25 protein-coding genes and 1 tRNA gene are annotated in these 24885 nt (G+C 54.2%); 11 read left to right on the top strand and 15 right to left on the bottom strand.

Features of this window, described 5'->3' with window-relative positions:
- Nucleotides 1–8 precede the first annotated feature (8 nt).
- From sctV to Q1W15_RS14695, 11 genes are all read left to right on the top strand, one after another.
- Nucleotides 9–2075 carry a type III secretion system export apparatus subunit SctV gene (gene sctV / locus Q1W15_RS14645; protein WP_300729751.1) on the top strand — a complete coding sequence of 689 codons (2067 nt, stop codon included), beginning with the start codon at nucleotides 9–11 and terminating at the stop codon, nucleotides 2073–2075.
- Nucleotides 2072–3016, top strand: coding sequence for an FHA domain-containing protein (locus tag Q1W15_RS14650; protein ID WP_300729753.1), 945 nt, complete (start codon nucleotides 2072–2074; stop codon nucleotides 3014–3016). Before sctV ends, Q1W15_RS14650 begins: the two co-directional genes overlap by 4 nt.
- Entirely contained in the window at nucleotides 3013–4371 is a 1359-nt protein-coding gene (locus Q1W15_RS14655) for a FliI/YscN family ATPase (RefSeq protein ID WP_300729755.1), read from the top strand. The genes Q1W15_RS14650 and Q1W15_RS14655 overlap by 4 nt, the downstream gene beginning before the upstream one ends.
- On the top strand, nucleotides 4358–4786 hold the full coding sequence (locus Q1W15_RS14660) for a type III secretion protein (protein WP_300729757.1): 429 nt from the start codon (nucleotides 4358–4360) through the stop codon (nucleotides 4784–4786). Before Q1W15_RS14655 ends, Q1W15_RS14660 begins: the two co-directional genes overlap by 14 nt.
- The gene (locus Q1W15_RS14665; protein WP_300729758.1) at nucleotides 4783–5226 is read left to right on the top strand and encodes a type III secretion system HrpP C-terminal domain-containing protein; all 444 of its coding nucleotides are present in this window, start codon (nucleotides 4783–4785) and stop codon (nucleotides 5224–5226) included. The genes Q1W15_RS14660 and Q1W15_RS14665 overlap by 4 nt, the downstream gene beginning before the upstream one ends.
- On the top strand, nucleotides 5223–6233 hold the full coding sequence (locus tag Q1W15_RS14670) for a FliM/FliN family flagellar motor switch protein (protein WP_300729759.1): 1011 nt from the start codon (nucleotides 5223–5225) through the stop codon (nucleotides 6231–6233). The genes Q1W15_RS14665 and Q1W15_RS14670 overlap by 4 nt, the downstream gene beginning before the upstream one ends.
- Nucleotides 6230–6883 carry a type III secretion system export apparatus subunit SctR gene (gene sctR / locus Q1W15_RS14675; protein ID WP_300729760.1) on the top strand — a complete coding sequence of 218 codons (654 nt, stop codon included), beginning with the start codon at nucleotides 6230–6232 and terminating at the stop codon, nucleotides 6881–6883. Before Q1W15_RS14670 ends, sctR begins: the two co-directional genes overlap by 4 nt.
- Nucleotides 6884–6890: 7 nt before the next feature.
- Nucleotides 6891–7151, top strand: a complete 261-nt coding sequence (gene sctS, locus Q1W15_RS14680; protein WP_300729761.1) for a type III secretion system export apparatus subunit SctS — start codon at nucleotides 6891–6893, stop codon at nucleotides 7149–7151.
- A 13-nt stretch (nucleotides 7152–7164) separates the two neighbouring features.
- Nucleotides 7165–7962 (top strand): type III secretion system export apparatus subunit SctT, encoded by a 798-nt coding sequence (sctT, locus tag Q1W15_RS14685; RefSeq protein WP_300729762.1) that lies wholly within the window; start codon nucleotides 7165–7167, stop codon nucleotides 7960–7962.
- Nucleotides 7959–9056, top strand: coding sequence for a type III secretion system export apparatus subunit SctU (sctU, locus tag Q1W15_RS14690; RefSeq protein ID WP_300729764.1), 1098 nt, complete (start codon nucleotides 7959–7961; stop codon nucleotides 9054–9056). Before sctT ends, sctU begins: the two co-directional genes overlap by 4 nt.
- Nucleotides 9057–9125: 69 nt before the next feature.
- Nucleotides 9126–13490, top strand: a complete 4365-nt coding sequence (locus Q1W15_RS14695; protein ID WP_300729766.1) for an AvrE-family type 3 secretion system effector — start codon at nucleotides 9126–9128, stop codon at nucleotides 13488–13490.
- Nucleotides 13491–13526: 36 nt separating this feature from the next.
- On the opposite strand, the gene Q1W15_RS14700 is transcribed toward Q1W15_RS14695, so the two are convergent.
- From Q1W15_RS14700 to Q1W15_RS14770, 15 genes are all read right to left on the bottom strand, one after another.
- Nucleotides 13527–13925 (bottom strand): type III secretion system chaperone, encoded by a 399-nt coding sequence (locus tag Q1W15_RS14700; protein ID WP_300729767.1) that lies wholly within the window; start codon nucleotides 13923–13925, stop codon nucleotides 13527–13529.
- A 75-nt stretch (nucleotides 13926–14000) separates the two neighbouring features.
- Nucleotides 14001–14204 (bottom strand): HrpT family type III secretion system protein, encoded by a 204-nt coding sequence (gene hrpT, locus Q1W15_RS14705; protein ID WP_367280641.1) that lies wholly within the window; start codon nucleotides 14202–14204, stop codon nucleotides 14001–14003.
- Entirely contained in the window at nucleotides 14201–16333 is a 2133-nt protein-coding gene (gene sctC, locus Q1W15_RS14710) for a type III secretion system outer membrane ring subunit SctC (RefSeq protein WP_300729768.1), read from the bottom strand. The genes hrpT and sctC overlap by 4 nt, the downstream gene beginning before the upstream one ends.
- A gap of 164 nt (nucleotides 16334–16497) precedes the next feature.
- On the bottom strand, nucleotides 16498–16716 hold the full coding sequence (locus tag Q1W15_RS14715) for a type III secretion protein (RefSeq protein WP_300729769.1): 219 nt from the start codon (nucleotides 16714–16716) through the stop codon (nucleotides 16498–16500).
- Nucleotides 16717–16761: 45 nt separating this feature from the next.
- Nucleotides 16762–17355, bottom strand: a complete 594-nt coding sequence (sctL, locus tag Q1W15_RS14720) for a type III secretion system stator protein SctL (RefSeq protein ID WP_300729771.1) — start codon at nucleotides 17353–17355, stop codon at nucleotides 16762–16764.
- Nucleotides 17333–17923 carry a type III secretion protein gene (locus Q1W15_RS14725; RefSeq protein WP_300729773.1) on the bottom strand — a complete coding sequence of 197 codons (591 nt, stop codon included), beginning with the start codon at nucleotides 17921–17923 and terminating at the stop codon, nucleotides 17333–17335. Before Q1W15_RS14725 ends, sctL begins: the two co-directional genes overlap by 23 nt.
- The gene (gene sctJ / locus Q1W15_RS14730; RefSeq protein WP_300729775.1) at nucleotides 17920–18732 is read right to left on the bottom strand and encodes a type III secretion system inner membrane ring lipoprotein SctJ; all 813 of its coding nucleotides are present in this window, start codon (nucleotides 18730–18732) and stop codon (nucleotides 17920–17922) included. The genes Q1W15_RS14725 and sctJ overlap by 4 nt, the downstream gene beginning before the upstream one ends.
- Nucleotides 18733–18742: 10 nt before the next feature.
- Nucleotides 18743–19105 carry an EscI/YscI/HrpB family type III secretion system inner rod protein gene (locus tag Q1W15_RS14735; RefSeq protein ID WP_300729778.1) on the bottom strand — a complete coding sequence of 121 codons (363 nt, stop codon included), beginning with the start codon at nucleotides 19103–19105 and terminating at the stop codon, nucleotides 18743–18745.
- Between the two features lie 130 nt (nucleotides 19106–19235).
- Nucleotides 19236–19505, bottom strand: a complete 270-nt coding sequence (locus tag Q1W15_RS14740) for a hypothetical protein (RefSeq protein WP_300729780.1) — start codon at nucleotides 19503–19505, stop codon at nucleotides 19236–19238.
- 394 nt (nucleotides 19506–19899) lie between these two features.
- Nucleotides 19900–20817, bottom strand: coding sequence for a sigma 54-interacting transcriptional regulator (locus Q1W15_RS14745; protein WP_300729782.1), 918 nt, complete (start codon nucleotides 20815–20817; stop codon nucleotides 19900–19902).
- 395 nt (nucleotides 20818–21212) lie between these two features.
- Nucleotides 21213–22313 (bottom strand): redox-regulated ATPase YchF, encoded by a 1101-nt coding sequence (gene ychF, locus Q1W15_RS14750; RefSeq protein WP_300729783.1) that lies wholly within the window; start codon nucleotides 22311–22313, stop codon nucleotides 21213–21215.
- Between the two features lie 23 nt (nucleotides 22314–22336).
- Nucleotides 22337–22921 carry an aminoacyl-tRNA hydrolase gene (pth, locus tag Q1W15_RS14755; protein ID WP_003439790.1) on the bottom strand — a complete coding sequence of 195 codons (585 nt, stop codon included), beginning with the start codon at nucleotides 22919–22921 and terminating at the stop codon, nucleotides 22337–22339.
- Nucleotides 22922–23087: 166 nt separating this feature from the next.
- Nucleotides 23088–23672, bottom strand: a complete 585-nt coding sequence (locus tag Q1W15_RS14760) for a 50S ribosomal protein L25/general stress protein Ctc (protein ID WP_300729785.1) — start codon at nucleotides 23670–23672, stop codon at nucleotides 23088–23090.
- Nucleotides 23673–23812: 140 nt separating this feature from the next.
- Entirely contained in the window at nucleotides 23813–24754 is a 942-nt protein-coding gene (locus Q1W15_RS14765; protein ID WP_300729787.1) for a ribose-phosphate pyrophosphokinase, read from the bottom strand.
- Nucleotides 24755–24799: 45 nt separating this feature from the next.
- A tRNA-Gln gene (locus tag Q1W15_RS14770) sits at nucleotides 24800–24874 on the bottom strand.
- Nucleotides 24875–24885: the final 11 nt, after the last annotated feature.

A 24885-nucleotide genomic window follows, 5' to 3' on the forward strand; every position in this document is an offset into this window, starting at 1 on the left:
TCAATAAAATGCTTTCGAGCTTCTCCAAAGGAGGGGAAATGCTCGGAGCCATTGTTGTGTTGGGTATCGTGTTTGTTTTTATTGTGCCGTTGCCCACGTGGTTGATCGATATTCTGATCGCTATCAATATCTGTATTTCCTGCCTGCTGATAGTGCTGGCGTTTTATTTGCCGAGTCCTTTGGCGTTCTCTTCGTTTCCTTCGCTGTTGCTGCTAACCACACTGTTTCGTTTGGCTTTGTCGATTGCCACGACCCGCTTGATCCTTCTGGAACAGGATGCGGGCGATATTGTGGAAGCCTTCGGTAACTTTGTGGTGGGGGGGAACCTGGCGATAGGGCTGGTTATCTTCTTGATCATTACCATCGTCAACTTTCTGGTGATTACCAAGGGTTCTGAGCGTGTAGCGGAAGTGTCGGCGCGTTTCAGCCTGGATGCCATGCCCGGGAAACAGATGTCCATTGACAGCGATTTGCGCGCAGGGCTGATTGACGGTGCTCATGCCAGCTTCAAGCGCGAGCAACTCTCCCGGGAAAGTCAGTTGTTCGGTGCCATGGATGGCGCGATGAAGTTTGTTAAAGGGGACGCTATCGCCGGGTTGGTTATTGTAGTGATCAACATTTTGGGCGGGTTCTCCACCGGCATGTTGCAGCACGGGATGAGCGCGGCAGAGGCGATTACGTTGTATTCGGTTTTGACCATTGGCGATGGGTTGATTGCGCAGATTCCCGCGTTGCTCATCTCATTGACCGCCGGGATGATTATTACCCGGGTTGCTCCGGACGATCAGTCACAGACAACGAACATCGGGGCGCAAATCGGGCAGCAGATGACCCGTGAGCCCAAGAGCTGGATGATCGCCTCGGTAGGCATGTTGGCGTTTGCCGTGCTGCCAGGTATGCCGACTCTGGTTTTTATAGGCCTGGCGATCAGTACATTTGCGCTGGGGTTTTATCTTTGGTGGCGGCGCTCAAAGGCTCAGGAGCCGCAAGCCGTCGCCAATGAACAAGCCCACCCCGCCGAAAATGGCGAAGAAGACGTGAGGCGCTTCGATCCGTCGAGGCCTTACTTGTTGCAGTTCTCACACGTGCACCAGCATCAGGCCAGTACCCAGCAACTGATTCGTGCCATTCGGCAGGCCCGAAATAGCATTGTCACGTCTGTCGGTTTGACCCTGCCGCCTTTCGAAATTGAGTACAGCCCTCAATTGGCGGGGGATGAGTTCCGATTTTGTGTGCACGAAGCCCCCATGCTCAAAGCCACCTTCAGCGAACGGATGGCCGTATTGCGCGAACCGCTGTCAAGCGAACCCGTAGATGCCATAAGAGGCTGCGAGTCTCGTGACGAACAGGACTGGTTCTGGGTACAGCCGGACAACCCCGTGCTGCGCGAGCTTGATGCAGAGCCCTTTAGTGCTCACACGTTGATTATCGAGCGCATACGGCGGGCAATGATGATCAGTGGGCCGCAGTTCTTGGGGGTTCAGGAGAGCAAGTCGATTCTTTCCTGGCTTGAGCAAAGCCAGCCTGAACTGGTTCAGGAGTTGCTGCGCATTATGCCGCTCTCGCGTTTTTCATCGGTATTGCAGCGGCTGGCCAGCGAGGGGGTGCCGTTACGGGCTGTGCGTTTGATTGTCGAAGCGTTGACGGAGTACGGCCAGCATGAACGCGAAGTCATTGCCCTGGCGGACTATGCGCGAATTGCCCTGAAATCACAGATCTACTACCTCAACAGTGAGCCTGACGGGCTGCATGCCTGGCTGCTTTCGCCACACACCGAGAACATCTTTCGTGAAGCGTTGCGTCAGACCCAGACGGGTGTTTTCTTTGCCCTGGAAAATGAGCACGGCGCGTTGTTGGTTGAACTGCTCAAAGCGGCTTTTGCACCGCGCATGTCAGTAAAAAGTGTACTGCTGGTGGCGCACGACCTTCGCAGCCCGTTACGCACGTTACTGTTTGATGAGTTCAACCATGTGCCGGTTTTATCGTTTGCCGAGCTGATGGGCTCGGCGAAGGTAAAAGTGCTGGGCCGTTTTGATCTCGAGCATGAAGGTTTGCAGCATGAGGTCACCTCTTGAGTGTCGGGCAATTTACCGCTTTCGAGCCTCTGCAGATGTTCGAGCTGCGGGTATTAAGCGGTCTGCACCAGGGGGCCGCATTACCTCTGCTGGGTGAACAGTGGAGCATCGGTGCAGACGATGAATCCGACCTTGCGTTGTATGACCCAGGCATTGCCCCGCGGCACGCCCAATTGCAGGTCAGCCATGGCCATTGGTCTGTTCAGGCTCAAGAGGGCCTTGTGCTGGATGAAACGGGTGCGGTGTTGGCGCGCATTGCCCACCTGGCGCTCAATCGTGAGTTCTCTGTGGGAGGGGTTCGCCTGTGTGTTTCCTCGGCTGACAGAGCCTGGCCGCTGGAAGCTGCCCCTGTCTCTGAGGCATTGCCTGATCACCCTGTGAGCCAACCGGTAGTCGCGCAACAGCCAAGGAAAAAGACACGAATCATCCCGATCAGCTTGCTCGGGTTTGTGTGCTTGCTCCTGTTGCTGCTGATCGGGCTGGTCATGGGGCCTTCTGATAATGCACGGCCTCCCGAAGAGAAACTTTCCCGTTTCAGTGAGAGGAAAACGCTGACGACGGCCCATGAGGTCGGGCATCAATTGGCCGTCATGTTGAAGGAGCGAGAAATGACCGAGCAGGTTCTGCTCGCGGTTTCGGCCCGGCAAGTCACCTTGAACGGTGAGGTTTCAGCGGAGCAGGTGGCGCTGATCACGCGGATGCTCGAACGCTTTGACGCGAGCTTTGAGACCGCCGTCGTTATCGTCAACAAGGTGCGTGCCCTCAATCTGGAGCTGCCCTTCAAGATTGTTCAGATCATCGGTGGCCCCAAGGCCCATGTCGTCTTGGTGGATGGCCGTCGGTTGTTTTTTGGGGATGAAGTCGACGGTTTGCGGCTGACGGCTATCGACAATCATCGACTGGTATTCGAAGGGAAGCGGCGTTATGAGGTGAGTTGGTGAGTGAGTGTATTCAAAAGCGTCTTGATGATTGGCGGCAGCGCCAATGGGTTTCTCTGGCTGGTTTTTCACCCGTCGAGGTGTGTGGTCGGGTTCAACGGATCAATGGCATGTTGTTGCAATGCCGTTTGCCCAACGCGCGAATGGGTGATTTATGCCAAGTCGAAACCACAGGCAAAGAGACGATTCTGGCCGAGATAATTGGCTTCGATCAACACGATGCGATGCTCGGGGCACTGGGTTGCCTGGAGGGTATTTGTGTGGGGGCCACCGTGCGGTGCCTTGGCGGGGGGCACCAGGTTCGGGTTGGAGATGACCTGCTGGGGCAGGTTCTTGACGGCTTTGGTCGCCCGCTCACTGGCAGTGGCTGGGGGGCGTTCGCCTTACCGTCGAGCATCGATGCTGGCCCGGTTATGTGCGAAGCGCCGCTGCCCACCGAAAGGCCGCGTATTGGTCGTGCGTTGCCGACCGGGGTGCGGGCGATTGATGGCTTGCTGACGCTGGGGGAAGGGCAGCGTGTGGGCCTTTTCGCGGGTGCCGGGTGCGGTAAAACCACGTTGCTGGCGGAGGTGGCCCGCAATGTTGAGTGCGATGTCATTGTCTTTGGTCTGATCGGAGAACGCGGCCGGGAGTTGCGCGAATTTCTGGATCACGAACTCGATGATGCGCTGCGCAGCAAAGCCGTGCTGGTGTGTGCCACTTCGGACCGTTCGAGCATGGAGCGTGCCCGTGCCGCCTTTACTGCCACGGCGTTGGCAGAAGGTTTTCGACGCAAGGGCCAGCGGGTTTTATTGCTGATTGATTCTTTGACCCGTTTTGCCCGTGCTCAACGAGAAATTGGTCTCGCGGCGGGTGAACCGCTGGGTCGTGGCGGTTTGCCGCCCTCGGTCTACAGCCTGTTACCGCGCCTGGTGGAGCGGGCGGGCCTGACTCAACAAGGTGTGATCACTGCCATTTACACCGTGCTGATTGAGCAGGACTCCATGAGCGATCCGGTGGCGGATGAAGTTCGCTCCTTGCTTGATGGGCACATCGTGCTGTCGCGCAAACTGGCTGAACGCGGCCATTATCCGGCGATTGATGTGCTGGCCAGCCTGTCTCGAATTGTAAGCAATGTGGCAGAGCCGGGCCATGTGCACAGCATGACGGCGTTGAGACGTTTGCTGGCCGCCCATCAGCAGATTGAGTTGATGCTCAAACTGGGTGAATACCAGGCCGGCAATGATGCGCTGACGGACATGGCGGTTGAGAGCCGATCCCGGATCGATGCCTTCCTTCGTCAGGATTTGCGTGAGCCAACACCTTTCTTCGCCACCCTGGATCAATTGAGTGAGCTGACCGCCTATGTCCCAATCTGATGCAATCACTGCCGATATCGAAGCGCTGAAGCGGCTGCGCGGCCACCGTGCCGACCGGGTGACCCGCCAGTTGCACACCGCTCAGACCGCACAACGGGCGTTGACTGTGCGTATTGAGCAGGCTTGCCAGGACGTGGAACAGGCTCGTGTGGATGAGGCTCGGCAACGCAAGGCCTTGTTGAACCGTTATCAGGGCCAAGTGTTATCCCCGCGCACCTTGGCAGGCTGGAGTGAGGAGGAACGAGCAGTGTCTGCGGCCACTGCGCGCCAAGAAGGGACGTTGCAAGCGCTGTTTGAACAGCGTCAGCGCAAAGAGCAAGAGTTGCAGCAGATACGCCAGAACGCCTCGCAGTGCCTGCGTCAGGTCGAGAAACTTCGCGAGGTAGCAGTGTTGCTGGCGGGAGAAACACTATGAGTGCGCCACTCTCCATCCACTACGCGCGAACCATTCGGGCTGGTATTCAGAGCGAGTGCGTGAAAACGCTTGTCCCTTCGCCGATGGCCGCCGAGAGCAGACTGTTTGTCAGGATCATGGCTCAAGGTCCAGAGCGCGGCGCTTTAACGGCAGGCTGCGCGAAGGACACGCCCTGGGTGGATGCCATTACCGAGCAATGGGCGATCCGTTTGCTGGCCGGGACCCGCTGGCCCATGCACTTCGTGTTCTACCTGGCACGACGCGGGCGGCTGCAGGTCAGTGCTACGCATGAACAGCACGCTTGGTACGTGTCGGTACAAGCCGAGCAGCCGTGCACTCGGCAATGGCTCAGCGATGTACGCCAGCGCTGCGAGCACCGTCTGGCCCAGCAATTGGGCCAAGCGGTGTATGTGCAGGTGTCACAGGGCTATTCGGGATGACTACGACCGCTATTCATTGGCCCGTCCTTGATCGCCTGATGGTCGCGGCTTGCCGTCGGCTTGGCCGAGGCATGCGCTTGGCATTCCAGGTGGGGGGAGTACGCGGGCAATTGTTGCTGGAGCCGGGTCTTGCGCCGGGCAGCGGGGTTGAGCTCTCGGTCGAAAGTGGCTGTGGTGTGATCACGTTCTGTGATGCGAGCGTCTTGCTCAGCCTGTTAGGCGAGTGCCCGGTTGTGTTGTCTGACACTGGCAATGACCCGAACTCCTGGTTTTGGGCCTTGTTTGAGCAGCAACTGAGCCCGCAGTTGGCGGCGCTCTTTGGTTATTTGCGGCCGCTGGCCGACGTGCAGCGTGGCGCGTTCGAGTGCCGGATCAGCATCGTACTGGGTGCATCGCGCGGTATCGGACGTTTACGTCTGGCACCTGAATGCTTGCTGGCGCTGTTTGACGCGGGTGGCTGGCAGGCCGTCCAGTCGCCTTTTCCCGAGCGGCTGCCCGTGTCCGTTGCGGTTGTGCTGGGTACTTTGCACTTGTCGGTAAGGCAAGTGCGCACGGTTCAGGTCGGTGATGTGTTGGTGCCTGAGACCTTGCACTTCTGCGCGCAAGGTTTTGGCCTGCTGAGTGTGGGGCGCTTACGACTGCGCGTGCAGATTGATGATGAGCGTGGGCGTCGGTGTTTGTGTATCGATTCTATTGAGGAAGTCGCTGTGGAAGATGCTTTTAATGCGAATACAGAGGTTGGGGATGTGGATGAATTGCAGGGCCGGTTTGAAGGCGATGAACCGCTCGAGCAATTACCGCTGACCTTCAGTGTGCGGTGTGGAGCGCTCAAACTGAGCCTGGGTGAACTACGGCAATTGGTGCCGGGTGTCGTGCTGGACGTTGAGGGCTATGACGTGGGCATGGCCGGGTTGTATTACGGTGATCGGGCTGTGGGGCACGGCCAATTGGTGGAGGTCGATGGGCGTTTGGGTCTGCAACTGTCGCGGATCTGTTTTTCGCAATGACCGTTCAAGGGGTTGATCCTTTCCTGCTAGCTCTGTTTTTGGGCGGTTTGTCGTTGATGCCCATGATGCTGGTGGTGTGCACAGCGTTCTTGAAAATTTGCATCGTGTTGATGATTACTCGCAATGCCATCGGTGTGCAGCAGGTTCCGCCCAGCATGGCGCTGTATGGCATTGCCTTGGCGGGCACCCTGTTTGTGATGGCCCCTGTGGGTTATGAGATTGCGCAGATTCTCAAAGAGTCGCCGATGGACTTGAGCAGTGTGCAGGCCTTGCAGGACACCGGCCTGCAGGCCATAAAACCTTTGCAGGCCTTTATGGCCCGCAATATCGACCCTGATGTACAGACTCACTTGTTGGAAAGTACGGCGCGCATGTGGCCACCCGAAATGGCCCGGCAGGTGCAGCGTGATGACTTGATTCTGTTGGTGCCAGCCTTTGTTTTGTCGCAGTTGCAAGCGGGGTTTGAAATTGGCTTTTTGATCTACATCCCGTTCATTGTTATTGATTTGATCGTATCCAATCTATTGCTGGCGCTTGGCATGCAAATGGTTTCACCGATGACCATCTCATTGCCGCTCAAGCTTCTTCTGTTCGTACTCGTATCGGGCTGGACCCGGTTACTCGACAGCCTTTTCCTTTCGTTTCTTTGAGTGCGCCATGGACCCGACTCTACTGTTCAAACAGGGCATGTTGCTGGTGGTACTGCTGTCTGCTCCCCCTTTGATTGTGGCGGTCGTCGTGGGTGTGTTGACGTCACTCATTCAGGCCTTGATGCAGATACAGGACCAGACCTTGCCCTTCGGTATCAAGCTGGTAGCCGTGGGTATTACGCTGGCGCTGACGGGGCGGTGGATCGGAGTGGAATTGATCCAACTGATCAACCTGACCTTCAACATGGTGGCGCGCTCGGCGCTGTGAACGTAGGCCGGCCATGACCCCACATATCCCTTATCTGGAATACCTGCCCAGCCTTGCGATTGCGATGGCGCGCCTGTACCCGTGTTTCTATTTGATCCCGGCTTTCTGCTTTCAGCACGTACGGGGTATGCCTCGTCACGTCATTGTGTTTTCCCTGGCGCTGCTCCCTGCGCCAGGTATTCATCACACCCTGTTGGGCCTTGATTACAGCCTGCTGGCGCTATGCGGGCTGATGCTCAAAGAGGCGATGCTGGGTTTTTTACTGGGGATGTTGCTGTCGATGCCGTTCTGGATGTTCGAGTCGGTCGGGGCATTGTTGGATAACCAGCGCGGAGCCCTGATCGGAGGGCAACTCAACCCCTCACTCGGCCCGGATGCCACGCCTATCGGGCATTTGTTCAAGGAGTTGAGTGTTTTTTTGCTGGTGGTGACGTTGGGGCTAGGCAGCCTGACACAAGTCATTTGGGACAGTTACCTGATATGGCCGGCAACGCTGTGGTTTCCAGCCGTGGCGCAGGATGGGGTGAGCGTGTTTCTGGGGCTGTTGAACGACACCCTGACCCATATGGTGCTCTACGCCGCCCCGTTTATTGCGTTGTTGCTGATGATTGAGTTCGCGATTGCATTATTGAGCCTCTACAGCCCCCAGTTACAGGTCTTCGTGTTATCGATGCCAGCCAAAAGTCTGGCCGGGCTGGCGTTTCTGGTGGTGTACCTACCGCAACTGGAAGACTTGATTGTGGGCCGTATGAGCTTACTGGGCGACCTTAAGCATTCGTTGGCGTTGTTTTTCAAGGTGCCTGGGGTATGAGTGATTCTGGCGAAAAGAAATACGATGCCAGTCAAAAGAAGCTGCAGGACCAGCGTAAGAAGGGTCAAGTTGCCCAAAGCCAGGACATAGGAAAATTGCTGGGGTTGACGTTGATCAGCGAGATCGCCTTGAGTACGGCGCAGAGCAGCATGTTGCGTCTTGAGCAACTGTTGATGTTGCCAGTGTCACTGATTGGCCAGCCTTTTGTCCGGGCACTGCAAGAGGTTGTGGTGCAGTCTTTTCACCTCTTCCTGGGCTTCGCCCTGTTGATGACGGGGGGAGTGATTGTGATGAAGCTGATCAGCAGTTGGCTGCAGTTCGGTTTTTTGTTTGCGCCTGAAACATTGGTACCGGACCTCAATCGGCTCAACCCGATCAGCCAAGCCAAGCAGATGTTTTCAGCTCAGTCATTGATGAACCTGCTGATGGGAGTGATCAAGGCGCTGTTGATCGGTTTTGTACTGTACCGCGTGGTCAACCCTGCGCTGGGGCCGTTGATATTGCTGGTCAACAGCGATTTGCCGGGCTACATCGACGCTTTGATCGTGCTGTTCCGCCATTTGCTGCATGTCTGCCTGGGGGTATTACTGGTGCTGGCGCTGTTTGATCTGGCGTTGCAGCGGTACTTTTTTGCCAAACGCATGCGCATGAGCTACGTCGATGTGGTCAAGGAATACAAGGATATGGAGGGCGATCCTTACATCAAAATGTTACGTCGTAGTCTGGCCCACGAGCAGGCCCAGGAAGCACCGGCGGCCCGGCAGCCGCCCCTTGAAGAGGCCGATGTGTTGTTGATCAACCCAACGCACTTTGCAGTCGCTCTGTATTACCGCCCCCTGCAAACGTCTTTGCCGGTACTGATTGATAAAGGTGCCGATGCTCAGGCGCGGGAGATGATTGCCAGAGCCAGGGCGGCCGAGGTGCCGATTGTTCAGAGTGTCTGGCTGACACGCACGTTGTATCGCGCAGGTATAGGCGATTGCATTAGCCGAGAGACGCTGCAGGCGGTCGCACTGATCTACCGTACCCTGCGTGAGCTGGATGCTGATGCACGGCGTGAAACAATTGAGCTGTCGTCATTGGAGTCGCGCTGATCAGGCGATGGAACCGTGTAGAAGAGCCCAGGCACTCAAGGATTAACTTTCCATCAGCTTGAGAGTGCTATGCCATTAACTCCTACAGACTCCCTTATTGCCGGGTTGAGCCGTCGATCAGCATCTACGGTACTGAAGCATGGCAATGATGTGGTTAAGCAGAACCTTGTAACCCGCAGCTTCGGTAAAAAGTGCTTGTCTCTCTTTCAACGTGGACGCGATGGGGCACGACTGCCCGAACTGACGCAATTTCGCAGCTACCGTCCGGCCTCACTGGTGTTCGGTGCAGCCGTGCGCCACGGCAAAGTAACGACCCAAGGTTCAGCGGTCGGACAGGACATTGCCGGGCAGTTGAACCAGTTGCCCAAACGCTTTATGGAGGACCCCCAAGGATCAGGCAAGGGGCTGCGTTTGCTCGACGAAAAGCTCAATGTTTTTTATATCCAGTCTTCCCCTTCGCTGGCCGCAGTGCTTAAGAGCAGTCATACCCAAGGTGCGCAACCCTTGCGGCTGGATAACCCGGGCCTTGCTCATCTGGCTGTGTTGAGTGGCGTGCATACGACACGTAACGGGGACCAGTTTCGGCTGGCCGATCAGCGCCTGTTTCGCTTTGAGCCTCAGACACTCAGTTGGCAGCCCGACAGTGATAAAGGCACGTACAGCCGTTTGGGTCTGACGAAAGAGGGCGCGTTGATGAAGGTCCCCTCGGGCGTCAGTGATATGAGCTGTGACGGTAAAAATACGGTCGTCCTGAAGAACTCGCAGGGGGTCACATCGCTTGATATCGGGCAGGGCAAGGGTGAACTCACCCCGGTCAGCACGTCTGGTCAGGCAGTTGTTCTTGCGCATATAGGTGTGTCGGGTTCCAACCTGTATGGCAGCACTCCGGACGGCCAATTATTACGTGGGGATTTGCAGAAGGCTGACGGTGGACGCTTGCACATGGAAGAGGTGTCGAGCGACCGGCATGAGCAACTTTTTAAGGGCAGCGTCAATTACAAGGGGTTTATGCATGGCGATGACGGTCAGCTCAATGCCTTGCTGACCGACACTCACCAGCAACTTCACAGCATTGCGCTGACTGAGGCGGGTAAAGAAACGGCTGGCTGGAACCTCAGCGACGTGATGCTCAAGGTGATCGACCGGGGCATGCCGGAGCCAGGCCCGCGGGTTCTGGCCGGTGCGGTTGACCTCGGCCAAAGGGGCAAGGTGGCGTTGGAAGGTGACCGTTTGTTGTGTTGGGACCAGGGCGCGCAGCGTTGGGATAAAACCTCGCATGACAAGGTGAACCATCTGGGGCGTGGGCTGGATGGTTGCGCGTATGTGCTGCAAGAAGGGCTCATGAAGCGCCTGGATACCGAAAAAAACCGGGCACCGGTGCAGATGGGTGCCAGCTACGAATTAGCGCCGCCAAATGCGGCGCGCACCCAGGTCAAATTCAACCAGGTCATGGCCGGGGATACCGAGCGCGCTATTACGGCTTTTGCCGTGAGCAACGGCAAAAATTTTGTCAGCCTCGATGATAAAAATCAGTTGCGTGCCCACGTCGATGGAAAAGAGACAGCCCTGCACTTTACTCGAGACAGGGCTGTGCAGGCCCTGGCATTGGACCATCTCGGCAATCTCTATGCACAAACCCCCGCGGGTGAACTGTTGCGGCTGGACAAGGCCGATTGGCAGTCATCCGCCCCATCGGATGTGACCTGGGCACCTGTGATGTTACCCAAGGGTGAGCGTCTGGAGTCGCTGGCCATGGGGCCTGATCAGCATCTGGTTGGGCGTTGGGAGGGCAGAGACCAGCGGCTGAATATTTCTGCCGAGGGCGCACTGGAGTGGGAGCCCATCGGGTTGCAGCCCACGCCACGTTCGAGCTCATTGGGTGCGCTGTTAAGAGGCGGCGAAATTCGAGGCCAGTTTGATGTATTGGGTGGAACCAATGTGTCTGTCACCACGAGCGTGGCAGGTCAGCAGACCGAAGGGGTTGATCGAAAACGCGGGTATCTGGACGGACTGCAGGCCCATTTCAATCCAAAACAAGGGCTCAAGAATATCGGGCTCGACATTCAGCACCACTTCAAGGGCCGTGCCGGACTGGAAGGGCTATATGCCGATGACAAGGCTATACGCGGGCAACTCAAGGGATTGGCGAATGCCAGGCCGGCGACGCAGGATATCAGTGCGCGCCTTGAGCAACTAAGCCTGCGGGCACTGGCTCCGTCAGTGGTTCAGGATCTTAAAACGCAGCTCATGCTGGTTGAAACGAACAGCCAATCGGCCGTGAACAAACTGGGAGACCTGAAAGGGGTCAGCACGCTTGTTAAGCAACCCGGCGACAGTAAACGAGCCAAGGAGTCGCCAGGTTCGACACTTCACCAGTTACACAAAGCATTCGAAAATGTCTCGCCCTCCAGTACAGTCGCGGCCTCACTTCGCCGTTATGAAAGCCAGGGCGTTGTCCTGCCGTCCTGGAGCGCAGATAAACCGCGAGATACGAAAAACCCGACAGCTTTGGTTGAAAGCGATTTGATTCATCATGCCCTGACCCTTTCCAAACTGAGCCAACTCACCGCCGAGTTGGAAAAGGACAACCCGGACACGGCAACCCTTTCAGCGTCTCTGAAGGCCGTTATGAAGGATTATCACGACAATACGGTGCATAAAAAAGCGGCCCAAAATATCAACAGTTATGCGCAAGCAGAAGGGTTATACAAGAACTTTAAAATCCTGGCGAAAGACTTGGGTACACCCGGTTCTGCCCTCCATTTCCATATTTCCCGCACGTTGGGGCTGGGGCAGAGCGACAGTGTCAAGCAGGCCCTGATGCAAGAAATTCAGCAATCGGAAACCGGGCAGGCCATTTCATCTGCGCGCGGTAAAGGGGTGGGGGCATCCTTGGCCTCATGGGGCACACAACCTGTACCGGTGCTTGAGTTTACGGTGGGGGTATCGGCGTCCAGCACCAATGGCATCACCATCACCCGTACAGATAAGGGCGCTAATATTGATATTGCCTCTGACTTAACAAAAACTGGCACTGCCTCGGTGGGGGCTGGAATTACGCGTCTGCCTCTGGAGGGTGTAATTGACAGTGCTGTCCGCTTAGGGGCTGAAGCGGGTGTTTCTGTTGCTCATGGCAAGGGAGCAAGTATCAGTTTTGAGATAGCAGAAGCCGACTTTCCGCAAATGATGGACATCCTGACAGGTGAGCAGGGCAATGTTTACGACTTGCTGGACCTGGGGGCGCAACATACTTCCACCGAGAGTTCCAAATGGGGGGCGGACTTGAATGCATCGGCTTTTGCCCAAGGGCGTGCTTTTTTAAAAGTGTCCGACAACTCAGGTGCCTTTGAGGGGGTTGTACGCAGCGCGTTGGGTGTAACCGCCAAAGTTAATGTCGCGCACCTGGATGCGAGCCGCTCCCGGACCCAGGGAAATGACAGCGTTACTGAAGCGCTAAGCCGCAATGCGCAATTTCTAAGGCAAGGTGCTGTGGGTGCCAATGCCGGGCTCGTCAATACTGTGCTAAGCGCCCAAGTTGAACCCCAAGGAACCACCTTGGCAGGTTTTTCATCGCCGGATGTCTCATTTTCGGTGAACTTTGACCGGAGCAAGACAGGGTCTTTCAATTTTACCTTCAAGCAGACACCTGCCGTTGAACCTTCGCAGATCAATGATGTGCGAACAGCTGTATCGAGTTTCCTGGGGTCTAAAGTGCAACTGCCTTCTGTCGATGGGGTCGATACCGGCGAACAACTGCGAAGCCTGAAAACGTTGCTTGATCAGCATCCAGCCTCGGCGGTCCGGAAAGAAGCTCACTTTGCGGTCAACCAGTCTTTGCAAGATCTGCTTCGCCAACATGAACTTTCCTCGCAGGGGCAACGCAGGCTGATGGGGGTTGAGCGCACCGTGAACCACATTGGTTTAAGCGGGGATGGTAAACATTCCTGGTTGAATGCGACGTCGCCGGACAATAAAGCAGCCATTGTGGCGCAACTTTCCAGCCAACCACTGCTGGCTGATGTATTTAAGGAGTTGGAAAAATTTCAAGGCGCGTCGGTGAGTATCGGCCTTGAAGTCAAACCTGAGACTCTGCGCATGATCGAACGCAAGGTGGCAGATGGTCGGGAGGCGTTGCCAGATGTGGAAAAAGCCTTGAAAGACCCGGACAACTTACGAATCAAGAGCATGAGTGTTAGCTATAAGGCGAGTCGCTCTCATGGCATGAGCTTGCCTATTCCTGTGTTGTCCTTTAACAGCAGTGCAACGCTTGGGCATTCACAAAAAGTGCTGAACGCCGAGTTTCAATATGGCAGTAATCCTGATGCGCCGTTAACCATGAAGTTTAATACGGGAGGCATTTCGCCTGAAAAAATGAACCTTGACCCCGAGTTGCATGAACAGAGAATTCGGGGCTTGAGTCGCCCCGAGTTTTAAACGATCCCGGTTGTTGCTGAAGCCGCCCTATGAGTATCATATTGGCTGCAGCAACAACCGGCGAATATCCTCAACCTGATGCACAAACCCCGAGACCCACTGGCAAAACATATCTTCCGTTAACACCTCCATCGGGCATTGCGCACACAAACGCACTTCACCGTTGTCGTCCAGTGCTAACCAGCAGCCGTGCATCTTCTCGAGCTGGAAGTTGAGTGTGAGCAATTGGCTGTAACCTTCACGTGTGGGGTGGTGTGTCTGCATCGCGCAATGCAGCAGTGCAGCGCTGTTTTGTGGCAGGAGTTCGATCACACATGTCTCCAAACCTTGCCTGTTGAACAGGGCGCATACTCCGTTTTCCAGTTGTAAATCGACCTTGAGGTGCTTGCTGAGGGCTGCAAGCAGTTGCTCTCCTGTGAGTGTGTTTTTATTCATGCCCATTTCTTCTCGGTGAATGCTGCGGGGGGTGACATTGCGGTGCCTGTCCGGGGTCAGGCATGGTGTTCAGGCTTAGCGATCAAGCGGTACCACTTGATGATCGGGGCGTTCAGCGTCTGGCCCTGCTTCGACACGCATGTGGGGCGGCCACCAGATCACCAGCGTTTTGGCATTTGGTTCCGGACGAGTACATGAGTCGCCACGACATTGGCTTGCACAACCTTGCAGCAGGCTCAGGGCCGTGACTCCCATGGCAATTGCAATTAATCGGATCATTGAGAGGTCATCCGGGCAGGTGTGATCAACGAAGAACGTGGTATTGCCTGTTGCTGGGTGTTATCAAGCGTACGATTGGCAATAAATACTTCAGCTTTTTCGCCGGGGGCAAGCCAGACCTGCGGCCAGACACTGACGGCCAGTGTGTGCTCGCTGCTGCATTCACTTTCATCAAGGCGTATGCGATGTTCACCTTGGTTGTGTAAAACAAGCACGGCTATGTTGTAGCCGGGGCCTTCGTACCATTGACTCTTACCAGGCTCGACTTTTAGCGGATCAGGTATGCGACACAAGAGGTTTGTATTGGCAGGCATTGGTCGGGCCTTCAAGGGCTCCGGGACTCGCCCCCTGACCAGCTCGGCAAGGGTGTTCGCGATATCCGTGCGTGTGATGACTGACGGGTGAGGCGCATTACGGCGTGCCAAGGGGGTTAGGGCTGCTTCCAAGTGCGCCTGATCGGATTGTGGCAGGTAGCGTGAAGGGTTGATCTGATCGCCAATCAGCCGAGGCGTCAGAATAAACAATCGCTCGCGACGATTTTGAGCGCTCTCTGAGGAGGTAAACAGCGCCTTACCGATAAAGGGAATACGCCATAGCAGGGGGACCCTATTGAGGCTGTCGACGTCTTCGGCCACATGGAAGCCACCAATTACCAGAGACTGCTGTTCAGAAATAACCGCTTGGGTGCTTACCTTTCCTTTACGCACATCGGGCGATGAATTTTCGCCGCTGGGCTCGGAAAAATTCCCGTCCTCTATATCGATGATCAAGTGAACCTGATGGGTGCTGTTGGCGTTGATTACACGAGGTACCACTTGAAAGCTGGTGCCCACCGTCACCGGCAGAATATTGGCAACGCCATCACCCACGGCTTTGATGTATTGAGTGCGATTAAAGTCGATAACGGCAGGTTGGTTTTCCAGTGTCATGATAGAGGGGTTTGACACCACCGTTGCAAGGCCGCGCTCTTCCAATGCCTTAATATCCGCAGTAAAACGTCGCATGTTGCGAATGGAAAGGGTTGAAGCAGCGCCCGGCGAAAGGTTATTGATGCCGGCTTGAAAGCGACTGTTTTGAAAACCCCAGTTAGCTCCCAACGCATTGAGTTGAGTGCGGTTGATATCGAGAATGATGGCGTCTATTTCCACTAACTTGCGTGCGACATCCAGTTTGGTAATCAGTGACTGATATAACGCGTTGCGTTGTTCTGAGTCGTAGATCAACACGCTGTTATTACGCACGTCGGCTTCGACCCGTACGTTGTGGTTTCGGCCTGATGGTAGTGGTGAATGAGGAACAAGGGGGAGATTGGACTGGATCGGCGAGCCGGGCATACGCCAGGTAGAGTTTTCAGATTGCGCCGCCGTATTGGTGTTTGATAAACGGTTCGGTAGCAGGGACTCCAGGTTGGGGGACGTTTTGGATTGAGTATTGAATAGCTCGCGTAAAATACTTGCGACCCCCGGCACTGTTAATGTCTGGCCGCGATAGTCGATGTGTCGATCAGCAGCGTTGGCAAACTTGAGCGGGAAGCTTAAAACGTTTTGCTTTTCGTACGGCCCTGCTCGTTTTCGACTAAAAAGTTTGATGTGCTCGACATAGCGTTTAGGTCCGGAAACCAGAACCACCCCTATTTCGGGCAATTCCCCCCAACCAAACCGATTATCCAGCAAGCCAATCTGTGTGAGTGCGAGTTTCAAATCGGTGGCGGTGTTTTCTGCGACTTCAATGCGTTCAGACGTTTGCTGGTTCAGGGTACTGATGTAGAGCGTGTTGTTGTATACGAACCATTGAAAGCCGTGCTCCAGAGCCAGCCGATCCAGTAACGCCAGCAGTGTATCGGCGCGTAACTTCCCCTGCACGGTGCCTTGCACATCACCGTCTATGTGCAGTTGAAGGCCGACGGTACGGGCAAAGTCTTCCAGAAAAACGGGTAATGCCTTTAGGGCTGTCTCATGCGCATAAGGGGTTTTACTCCAATCTTGGGGCACAGCGGCGATTGCTTTGGGTGTCGGTATGATTAAACACAGTGCCAGCACGAGGTAGCTGGCGTAAGTGGTTTGCGAGTAAGAGAGATGAACACGCAGCCGCTCGCACAAGCCAGTAGGCTTGCTTTCTTTTAGAGGCATGGAAAGTACTCTGATTATCGTAAGGACGGGCGTGCGGCTGTCAGCGCGACAAGACGGAGGCGCGCGTCATGAAGGACTGCGTGTTGCGCTGATTCAGCCAAGGTATCAGCCGAGTGAGGCCTGTTCCGTCGCGCCTAGGCTTGGTGTGCAATCAGGCCCTCCATTCATTGCACACCATCAATAATTGCTTTGGTCAGGCTATGTTTAAACCGGGTCTGTTCGGTCATGGCCAGGCTCGCTGATGCCATGCTTTGCGAGGCATGAAAGAAACTGACCAGATCTTCGAAACTGCCTTGGCCATTCATGGCAATCTCGTCCATGTTGCGTTGGGCCTGGATGTAGCGGGTGTCTATGCGGCGCTGGATGCTTTCGAACGTAGCCATGTGTTTTCCTCTTTTAGATAAGGGTGCTTAGTCTGTGGCGGGCTTTTATTGATCGGTTCCTTCAGTCGCTTCTGGCAATGAAAGCGAACTGATGGTCGAACACCAATCGATGCAAAACTCCCCTTGTTCGGTGGTCAGCACCAAGGCTTGGGGGTCGAGGCGTTCGTCAGTTTGCAGCTGCCATACGGTGTCTGTTTGGGTCTTCAGCCATTGCCGAATGTGTACGATTGCATGGGGATGGCAACGCAAGATCGCGTCCAGTGGCGGGCATTGAGTTCGCAGCAGTTGCTCAAGCAAGGCGGCGATACGTGCCTGTGGCGGCACATCCGCGAGCAGATGGTGCAAGGCATGATTCACCACCGCTGTGGCGTTCGACTCTAACGCTCTAGACTGCGCCAAGTGCTGCATTTGCCAGCGTTTGAGTTGACTATTGGCTTGCGCCCAGAACGTGTGTTGAGCCTTTTTAAGCCGCGCATCTGATTCTGTTTTAGCCGCGTTGAGCAAGTCTCTTGCCATCACTTGGGCTCGCACCAGAACACCCCGGGCCTGGCCGCAGTCGATGAGCTCCTTGTGAGTAATTATTACGCTGGGCAGCCCTGAAACATCGGCTCGCAGTTCAATCTTGCGGCGTAACAACATCGTCGTGGACCTGTGTGTGAGGGGAAGGAGGGGCTGAGTTATCGCCGCAGGCCTGCCAAAGAGCGGCATGCCATAGGGTTTCAAGCTTTACCAGAGGGAGGGCGAGGGCGGGTTTCATTTCCAGGGCAATGACTTGGCCCTTGGGATAGCGCAATCGCAAGCGTTGCCATACTGCAGGTCCAACCCAAGCCCTGAGCAGTTGCAAGACATCATCGGTCTCGTCGAGCCAGTTCGACGGTCGAAGTGCCTTGGCCAAACGCAGGCACCAAAGGTTGTGTACCGGGTCCAACGAAGTGGGAAGCTGCGGTCGGCAGATGTGATCCACGAGTGCCAGCGTCAAATCGTGTTGCTCGGGCTGTGTCAGTACCCAGTGCAGTAAGGCAGCCGTCGGGTAACTGGGCAGGCATGGAGAAATACGGAAGTGCTTGCTTGCGGCCACGTGCTGGCTACGGGCTAGCGCCTGGTCATGCTCGGGGAGCAAGGTGGAAAGAGCGGTGCAACGCCAGTCCGGATGAGCGTGATGCCAGGCGAATGCCCACCATTGGCTCCACGCATGCGCTTGATTCATGTGGCGTTTTCGGTCTGAGGTGGGCTCGCGCTGTCAGCGTTTGGATTTGCCACGGTATTTGTGGTTGAAAAAAAAGGTTTTTTCAGCCAGAGCACAATCGTAATGAGTGTGAAAGGAAGCCCAAGGGCTATCGATACAAAGACATTTCTCCAAAATCCGACGTTGTGCTCGGGTACTAGAAAAGGACCGAAGAACACTAACTTTTGTTTTTCTTGATAGGCCGTAGAAGGGATAAATACCGTGGTTATTTTATGCGGGTTATCCACTGCGGAAGCCATGCCTGGAATGCTGCTGGCTACCAGTTTTCTGACACGCGATTGAATACTATCTGGGTCTAGGCTGGCGTCGTGCTTGATAAATACCGAGGCTGATGCGGGTTGAACGGGTTCACCCGGTGCAACGCGTTCAGGCAGGACAACGTGCACACGAGCGATAATGACGCCGTCAATTTTCGAAAAAGTGGCTTCAAGTTCTTGCGAGAGTGCGTAGATATAGCGTGCGCGCTCTTCCAGCGGCGTAGAAATGACCCCTTCCTTGCGAAAGATATCCCCCAAGTTTGAGCGTTTGGTTTGAGGTAACCCCGCGGCCTCCAGCACGTTGACGGCACGGTGTATATCAGCTGAATTGACACGCACAGACACAGCGTTTTTGGTCGAGATTTTTTGTGCATAAATCTGTTTGTCTGCCAACTCGGCAATAACCTGATTCGCTTCCTGTTCGGTCAGTTGACTATGGAGTTCTACACGCTCTGTGCAGCCGGCCAGGTGCAGCAAGAATAGAATGAACAGGTACTTGATAGCGTCACGCACCCTGTTTTACCTAGGATAAGTTGGTGAGTTTTTCGATGGCTTGTGAGGTTCTACTGATCATTTTTGCACTTAATACTGTTTCGAGATGAAAGGCTGACATTGCTCGAGTTGATTTGATCATGTCGACCGGGTTGGTACTGCGACTGACTTTTTGTAGAGCACGTGCTGCCGTGTTGGATAAATCTTGCAGCAGTGCCGACCGCTGGTTTAACGGTTGTGCAATTGTAGGATCCCTCGGGAGGTGATTGGTCGGGGTCGGGTTATTGAGCGAAGCCGAAAACCAGTTGATATCGGCGGTGTCTGGAGGAACCGATGGTTGATTTGAATTGAACTGCGATTGTTGCGATGAGCTGGGCATGCCATTAATGTTCATATGTCCTCACGTAGGCACAGAAGTTGGAGTTATCGCGTGGAGTGCTTTCGCATTAATGAGCAGAAAGGGTACATAAGCGTATGCCTATTTCAATGTACCCTTCCTGCATGAGAAGTGTACCTTTAGCGCATTAAAACTGAATGCCCTGAGCTGCTTTGGTGACAGCATTCATCGCTTTTGTGGCCGAGTCCATATGAAGGTTTTTTATTGAGTTATTAGTGTCCGTATTTGATTTGCTAGAAGCTGCATTAGCCGCTTTTACAGTGTTGTTAGCTGTGGTTATCTCTTGTTTCTGGAGCGCTCTTTCCGCAGCTTTCTGTGCGTCGCTTACTGGGTCAAGTCCTGGTAATTTTATAGGAAGTATAGAGCCTAAGATATTGCCTAAGATATTGCCGATCATAGTGGTCTTCTTCTGGGGTTGGTTTTTGGAAATATATAAAATGACTTAATAGGATATCCGGCTGGTGTTCGAGTTTTTTGACGTATCAAAAAGTATATGTTGAATTTGGATTTCGGCTTTTTCGGTGCCCTTTTCTGCAAGTCTACCCATTAGACCTGAGAAGGCATTAGCTATGGGGGAGGCTGCGGAGCTATTAGCTCTAGGGGATGCTATCGAATTCATAAGGCCATTAGCTATGGGGGATACTACTGAACTCAAAAGACCTTTAACAAAGGGTAAAGCAAGGGGGGCTAGAAGGGCTGGAAGCATAAACACCTCAGTGGAAGGTTAGAGTCAATTGGCTGACTCATTGTATTAGTGTTACTTTGGATGGGCTGGTTCCAATGACTAATAACTATGAAATGTCTAATTGTTTCATTCGATGGTACAGCGTCCGTTTGGCGATACCCAACTCCAATGACACCGCCTCGATACTGTACAAATGGCGATGCAAGGCATCCTGGATCAAAAGCTTCTCTATTTGCTGAAGACGGCCCTTCAAGTTTTTTTTCAAGCCTTCATCTCTGTGGAGGTCGGTCAAAACAGGCGTAAGCCCCAGTACAAGGCGTTTGGCAACTGAACGCAGCTCTCGAACATTGCCTGGCCAGTCGTGACAGATAAGATGCTCTAGCAATGGGGCGCTATGGCTGGGTAGAGGAGCGTTAAAAAACGCTGCCTCTCGTTTAATCAGGTTCATGAACAATGGAAGAATATGCTCACGCCGTTCACGTAAAGGTGGCAGATGTATACAGACTACATTCAGGCGAAAATAAAGGTCACGTCTGAATTGACCTTGTTCAACCATACTGTGGAGGGACGATTGAGCAGAGGCGATCACCCGCATGTCAACGGGAATGAATTTTGTTGATCCCAAGCGTTCGACCCCACGTGTTTCCAGTACGCGTAATAACTTGGCCTGTAAAGTCAGTGGCATGCTGTCTATCTCGTCCAGATACAGCGTACCTCTATTGGACGCTTCAATGAAGCCGGCACGGGACTGCATGGCCCCGGTAAAGGCTCCCGGGGTTACACCAAAGAGTTGGCTTTCTGCCAAGCTTTCAGGAATAGCAGCACAATTTATGGCTACATAACTCCCTTGTCGCTCTGATAGCAAATGAATTTTTTCAGCCAGTGTGTCTTTTCCAGTGCCTGTTTCTCCGTGTAGCAATATATCTATATTGAGCTTTGCCGTACTCTTGACGGTAGCATCGAGTAGGGGGTCTTCAAATTTATATGTTTTATTGTTGTCAGGGTTTTGATGTGAGGACGCCATTAGTTTGCTCCATGATGGTGTGCTCTTTGGGTAGTAGGGGGGCGAAGGATAGGGCTGCAATAATTGGAGTTGAAAAAATGCTAACTGTGAATGAAGGGATAAAAGTATTACTTAAAATTTGTTGCTTGGAAGTGTTAAGGAAGCCCCGTGCCGTGGTACTGGTGTTGTCCGCGATTTTGTGAGAAATATCAGTGAGTTACAAGATGAGAACAGGTATAAGTTATGTTGTTAGTTCCTCTGCGTTAGTAAGATAAATCTGTAGATGGTAAAGAATTATGGTTGGTAAATTTTTAATGTTTAGAAAATGTGAATTATTTGATAATTATTTTTCCGTGATTATGTAAATTTAGAGATAAAAAAACCGCGCCTGAGCGCGGTTTATTGACAGTCAGTACTTACACGTTGAAACGGAAGTGCAGTACGTCACCGTCTTTAACGATGTATTCCTTACCTTCCAGGCGCCATTTTCCTGCTTCTTTCGCGCCCGCTTCGCCGTTGAACTTGATGAAGTCGTCGTACCCGATGACTTCGGCACGGATGAAGCCTTTTTCAAAGTCGGTATGAATGACGCCTGCTGCCTGTGGAGCGGTAGCACCGACCTTCACGGTCCAGGCACGAACTTCCTGTACACCGGCGGTGAAGTAAGTTTGCAGGTTCAGCATTTCATAACCTGCGCGGATAACACGGTTTAGGCCCGGCTCTTCAAGGCCCAGAGCTTCCAGAAACATATCCTTCTCTTCACCGTCGTCGAGCTCTGCAATTTCAGCTTCGATTTTGTTGCAGACCGGCACTACGGTTGCGCCTTCCTCTTCAGCTATGGCCATGACCACGTCAAGGAACGGGTTGTTCTCGAAGCCGTCTTCAGCCACGTTGGCGATGTACATCACCGGTTTTGTGGTCAGCAGATGGAAACCTTTGATGATGTTTTTCTCATCGGCGTCCATGTTCTTGATCAGGCTACGTGCCGGCTTGCCCAGGGTGAAGTGGGCAATCAGTTGTTCTAGCAGTGCTTTTTGAGCAACAGCATCTTTGTCACCGCCTTTGGCGTTGCGGGCAACTTTCTGCAACTGCTTTTCGCAACTGTCGAGGTCGGCGAAGATCAGCTCAAGGTCGATAATTTCGATATCGCGCTTCGGGTCAACGCTGTTGGAAACGTGAATGACGTTTTCATCTTCAAAGCAGCGGACTACGTGAGCGATGGCGTCGGTCTCGCGGATGTTGGCCAGGAACTTGTTGCCAAGCCCTTCACCTTTCGACGCGCCGGCTACCAGGCCTGCAATGTCGACGAACTCCATGGTGGTCGGCAACACGCGCTGAGGCTTAACAATGGCGGCCAGCGCGTCCAGGCGTGGATCGGGCATCGGCACGATACCGGTGTTCGGTTCGATCGTGCAGAAGGGGAAGTTCTCAGCCGCAATACCGGATTTGGTCAGGGCGTTGAACAGGGTGGACTTGCCGACGTTAGGCAGGCCGACGATGCCGCAGTTGAATCCCATGGTGTTTTCCCCGAGGAGTAGAGTCAGGCCTTCTGGCTGTGCAGGTTTTTCATCGCACGGTTCCATTCCCCGGCGAGGATATCCGGCAGCACGCCGAGGGCAAAATCGATGCTGGCGTCCAGTTTTTCCTGTTCGGCGCGCGGAGCGCGGCCCAGAACAAAATTGGAGACCATGCTGGCGACGCCCGGGTGGCCAATGCCAAGCCGCAGACGGTAGAAGTTATTGTTGTTTCCCAGTTGAGCGATGATGTCGCGCAATCCGTTATGACCGCCATGGCCGCCGCCCAGCTTGAGCTTGGCAACACCGGGTGGGAGATCAAGTTCGTCGTGGGCTACTAATATGGACTCCGGCGCAATACGGTAGAAACCGGCAAGCGCCGCAACGGCTTGGCCGCTTCGGTTCATATAAGTGGTGGGAATCAACAGACGAACATCCTGACCTTGGTGGCTGAAGCGCCCGGTCAGGCCAAAATATTTGCGGTCAGCAACAAGGTTTACCCCATTTGCAGACGCGAGACGTTCAACAAAAAGGGCCCCTGCGTTATGCCGGGTCTGTTCGTATTCGGTGCCTGGATTTCCCAAGCCAACGATCAGTTTTATGGCGGTCACAACAAGGGCCCTTCTTTGGAGTTATGGATAACATCGCTGCTGGCAATGAGCGGCGAAATCGTACAAGAAAGCGGGTTTACATGAATAAACTTCGCGATCTTGTCCGCTTTACTCGCTGCGTGTTAGCTCGCGATGTCTCTCAACACTCCTACCACAGAGTAATGAATTACTCTGCTTCTGGTGCAACGCGTGGCGCGTGAACGTTGGCAACTGCCAGGTCGTTACCGTGAGCCAGGGCTACAAACTCAACGCCTTTAGGGGCGGTGATGTCAGACAGGTGAATGATCGCGCCGATCTCGGCGTTAGCCAGATCAACTTCGATGAATTCAGGCAGGTCTTTTGGCAGGCAGGACACTTCGATTTCAGCAACAACGTGCGAGATCTCGCCGCCTTTCTTGATCGGAGCCGCTTCACCCACGAAGTGAACCGGAACGACTGCAGTCAGCTTTTGACCAGCAACAACGCGAACGAAGTCAGCGTGCATCACGTGGCCTTTGGCCGGGTGACGTTGCAGCGCTTTGATGATTACGTTTTGCTTGGTGCCGCCAACGGTCAGTTCGATAACGTGGCTGTAGGCAGCTTCGTTTTCGAGCAGTTTGGCAATTTCTTTAGCCAGCAGGCTGATGGATTCAGGGGCCTTTTCGCCACCGTAAACTACAGCTGGAACCAGGCTTGCGAGACGACGCAGGCGGCGGCTCGCACCTTTCCCCAGGTCGGAACGCGCTTCAGCATTCAGAGTAAAATCGTTCATGTTGTATCTCCAAAATATCCATACCAGACCTAGCGTTTGCGACCAGCGCTATGGGTGGTATGGGCAAAAAAGCCCCGCCCCAACAGGCTGTTGGGGCGGGGCGCTTTTCGTCAACGGGATGTCCAAGAAGGGCAAAGCCCTTATCGGAACATCGCGCTGATCGATTCTTCGTTGCTGATGCGACGCATCGCTTCAGCAACAACCGGCGCGATATCCAGTTGACGGATACGCGTGCAGGCTTGAGCAGCAGCGGACAGCGGAATGGTGTTAGTCACCACCAGCTCATCCAGCAGGGAGTTTTCGATATTCTCGATTGCCCGACCCGACAGCACAGGGTGTGTGCAGTAGGCGAACACTTTGGATGCGCCATGCTCTTTCAAGGCTTTTGCCGCGTGGCACAGTGTGCCGGCGGTATCGACCATGTCATCAACCAAAATACAGGTACGCCCTTCGACATCACCAATGATATGCATCACTTCCGAGTGATTGGCTTTCTCACGGCGTTTGTCGATGATACCCAGATCGACGCCCAAGGATTTGGCAACAGCACGTGCACGCACGACGCCACCGATATCCGGGGACACAATCATAAGGTTCTCAAAGCGCTGATCTTCGATGTCATCCACCAAAACCGGGGAGCCGTAGATGTTATCTACAGGAATATCGAAGAAACCCTGAATCTGGTCAGCATGCAAGTCAACCGTGAGAACACGGTCGATGCCGACTACGGTAAGCATGTCAGCAACAACTTTTGCGCTGATAGCCACACGTGCGGAACGCGGACGGCGATCCTGACGGGCATAACCAAAGTAAGGAATAACAGCAGTAATACGAGTTGCTGAGGAGCGGCGGAAGGCATCAGCCATCACGACGAGTTCCATCAGGTTATCGTTGGTCGGAGCACACGTCGGCTGAATAATGAAAACGTCTTTACCGCGAACATTTTCATTGATCTCAGCGGTAATTTCGCCGTCGGAAAACTTGCCGACAGAAATGTCACCGAGAGGGATATGCAGCTGACGTACTACACGCCGAGCCAGATCGGGGTTAGCGTTCCCCGTAAAGACCATCATCTTGGACACGCGCAGTACCTGAAGGCTGAGGGTAACCTGGATGAGTATAAGAAATGGCAGGGGCGGCTGGATTCGAACCAACGCATGGCAGGATCAAAACCTGCTGCCTTACCGCTTGGCGACGCCCCTGTATCTGTTGC

Origin of the sequence: Pseudomonas sp., from assembly GCF_030150285.1 — a bacterium.
Taxonomy (GTDB): domain Bacteria; phylum Pseudomonadota; class Gammaproteobacteria; order Pseudomonadales; family Pseudomonadaceae; genus Aquipseudomonas.

Bases quoted from the DNA above. Each gene is read 5' to 3' on its own strand.
- sctV (WP_300729751.1), top strand. From the start codon at position 9: ATGCTTTCGAGCTTCTCCAAAGGAGGGGAAATGCTCGGAGCCATTGTT.
- Q1W15_RS14715 (WP_300729769.1), bottom strand. From the start codon at position 16,716: ATGGCTACGTTCGAAAGCATCCAGCGCCGCATAGACACCCGCTACATC.
- Q1W15_RS14665 (WP_300729758.1), top strand. From the start codon at position 4,783: ATGAGTGCGCCACTCTCCATCCACTACGCGCGAACCATTCGGGCTGGT.
- ychF (WP_300729783.1), bottom strand. From the start codon at position 22,313: ATGGGATTCAACTGCGGCATCGTCGGCCTGCCTAACGTCGGCAAGTCC.
- Q1W15_RS14695 (WP_300729766.1), top strand. From the start codon at position 9,126: ATGCCATTAACTCCTACAGACTCCCTTATTGCCGGGTTGAGCCGTCGA.
- Q1W15_RS14660 (WP_300729757.1), top strand. From the start codon at position 4,358: ATGTCCCAATCTGATGCAATCACTGCCGATATCGAAGCGCTGAAGCGG.
- Q1W15_RS14740 (WP_300729780.1), bottom strand. From the start codon at position 19,505: ATGATCGGCAATATCTTAGGCAATATCTTAGGCTCTATACTTCCTATA.
- Q1W15_RS14735 (WP_300729778.1), bottom strand. From the start codon at position 19,105: ATGAACATTAATGGCATGCCCAGCTCATCGCAACAATCGCAGTTCAAT.
- Q1W15_RS14760 (WP_300729785.1), bottom strand. From the start codon at position 23,672: ATGAACGATTTTACTCTGAATGCTGAAGCGCGTTCCGACCTGGGGAAA.
- sctT (WP_300729762.1), top strand. From the start codon at position 7,165: ATGACCCCACATATCCCTTATCTGGAATACCTGCCCAGCCTTGCGATT.
- Q1W15_RS14700 (WP_300729767.1), bottom strand. From the start codon at position 13,925: ATGAATAAAAACACACTCACAGGAGAGCAACTGCTTGCAGCCCTCAGC.
- hrpT (WP_367280641.1), bottom strand. From the start codon at position 14,204: ATGATCCGATTAATTGCAATTGCCATGGGAGTCACGGCCCTGAGCCTG.
- sctR (WP_300729760.1), top strand. From the start codon at position 6,230: ATGACCGTTCAAGGGGTTGATCCTTTCCTGCTAGCTCTGTTTTTGGGC.
- Q1W15_RS14745 (WP_300729782.1), bottom strand. From the start codon at position 20,817: ATGGCGTCCTCACATCAAAACCCTGACAACAATAAAACATATAAATTT.
- sctS (WP_300729761.1), top strand. From the start codon at position 6,891: ATGGACCCGACTCTACTGTTCAAACAGGGCATGTTGCTGGTGGTACTG.
- sctC (WP_300729768.1), bottom strand. From the start codon at position 16,333: ATGCCTCTAAAAGAAAGCAAGCCTACTGGCTTGTGCGAGCGGCTGCGT.
- sctU (WP_300729764.1), top strand. From the start codon at position 7,959: ATGAGTGATTCTGGCGAAAAGAAATACGATGCCAGTCAAAAGAAGCTG.
- Q1W15_RS14725 (WP_300729773.1), bottom strand. From the start codon at position 17,923: ATGAATCAAGCGCATGCGTGGAGCCAATGGTGGGCATTCGCCTGGCAT.
- sctL (WP_300729771.1), bottom strand. From the start codon at position 17,355: ATGTTGTTACGCCGCAAGATTGAACTGCGAGCCGATGTTTCAGGGCTG.
- Q1W15_RS14670 (WP_300729759.1), top strand. From the start codon at position 5,223: ATGACTACGACCGCTATTCATTGGCCCGTCCTTGATCGCCTGATGGTC.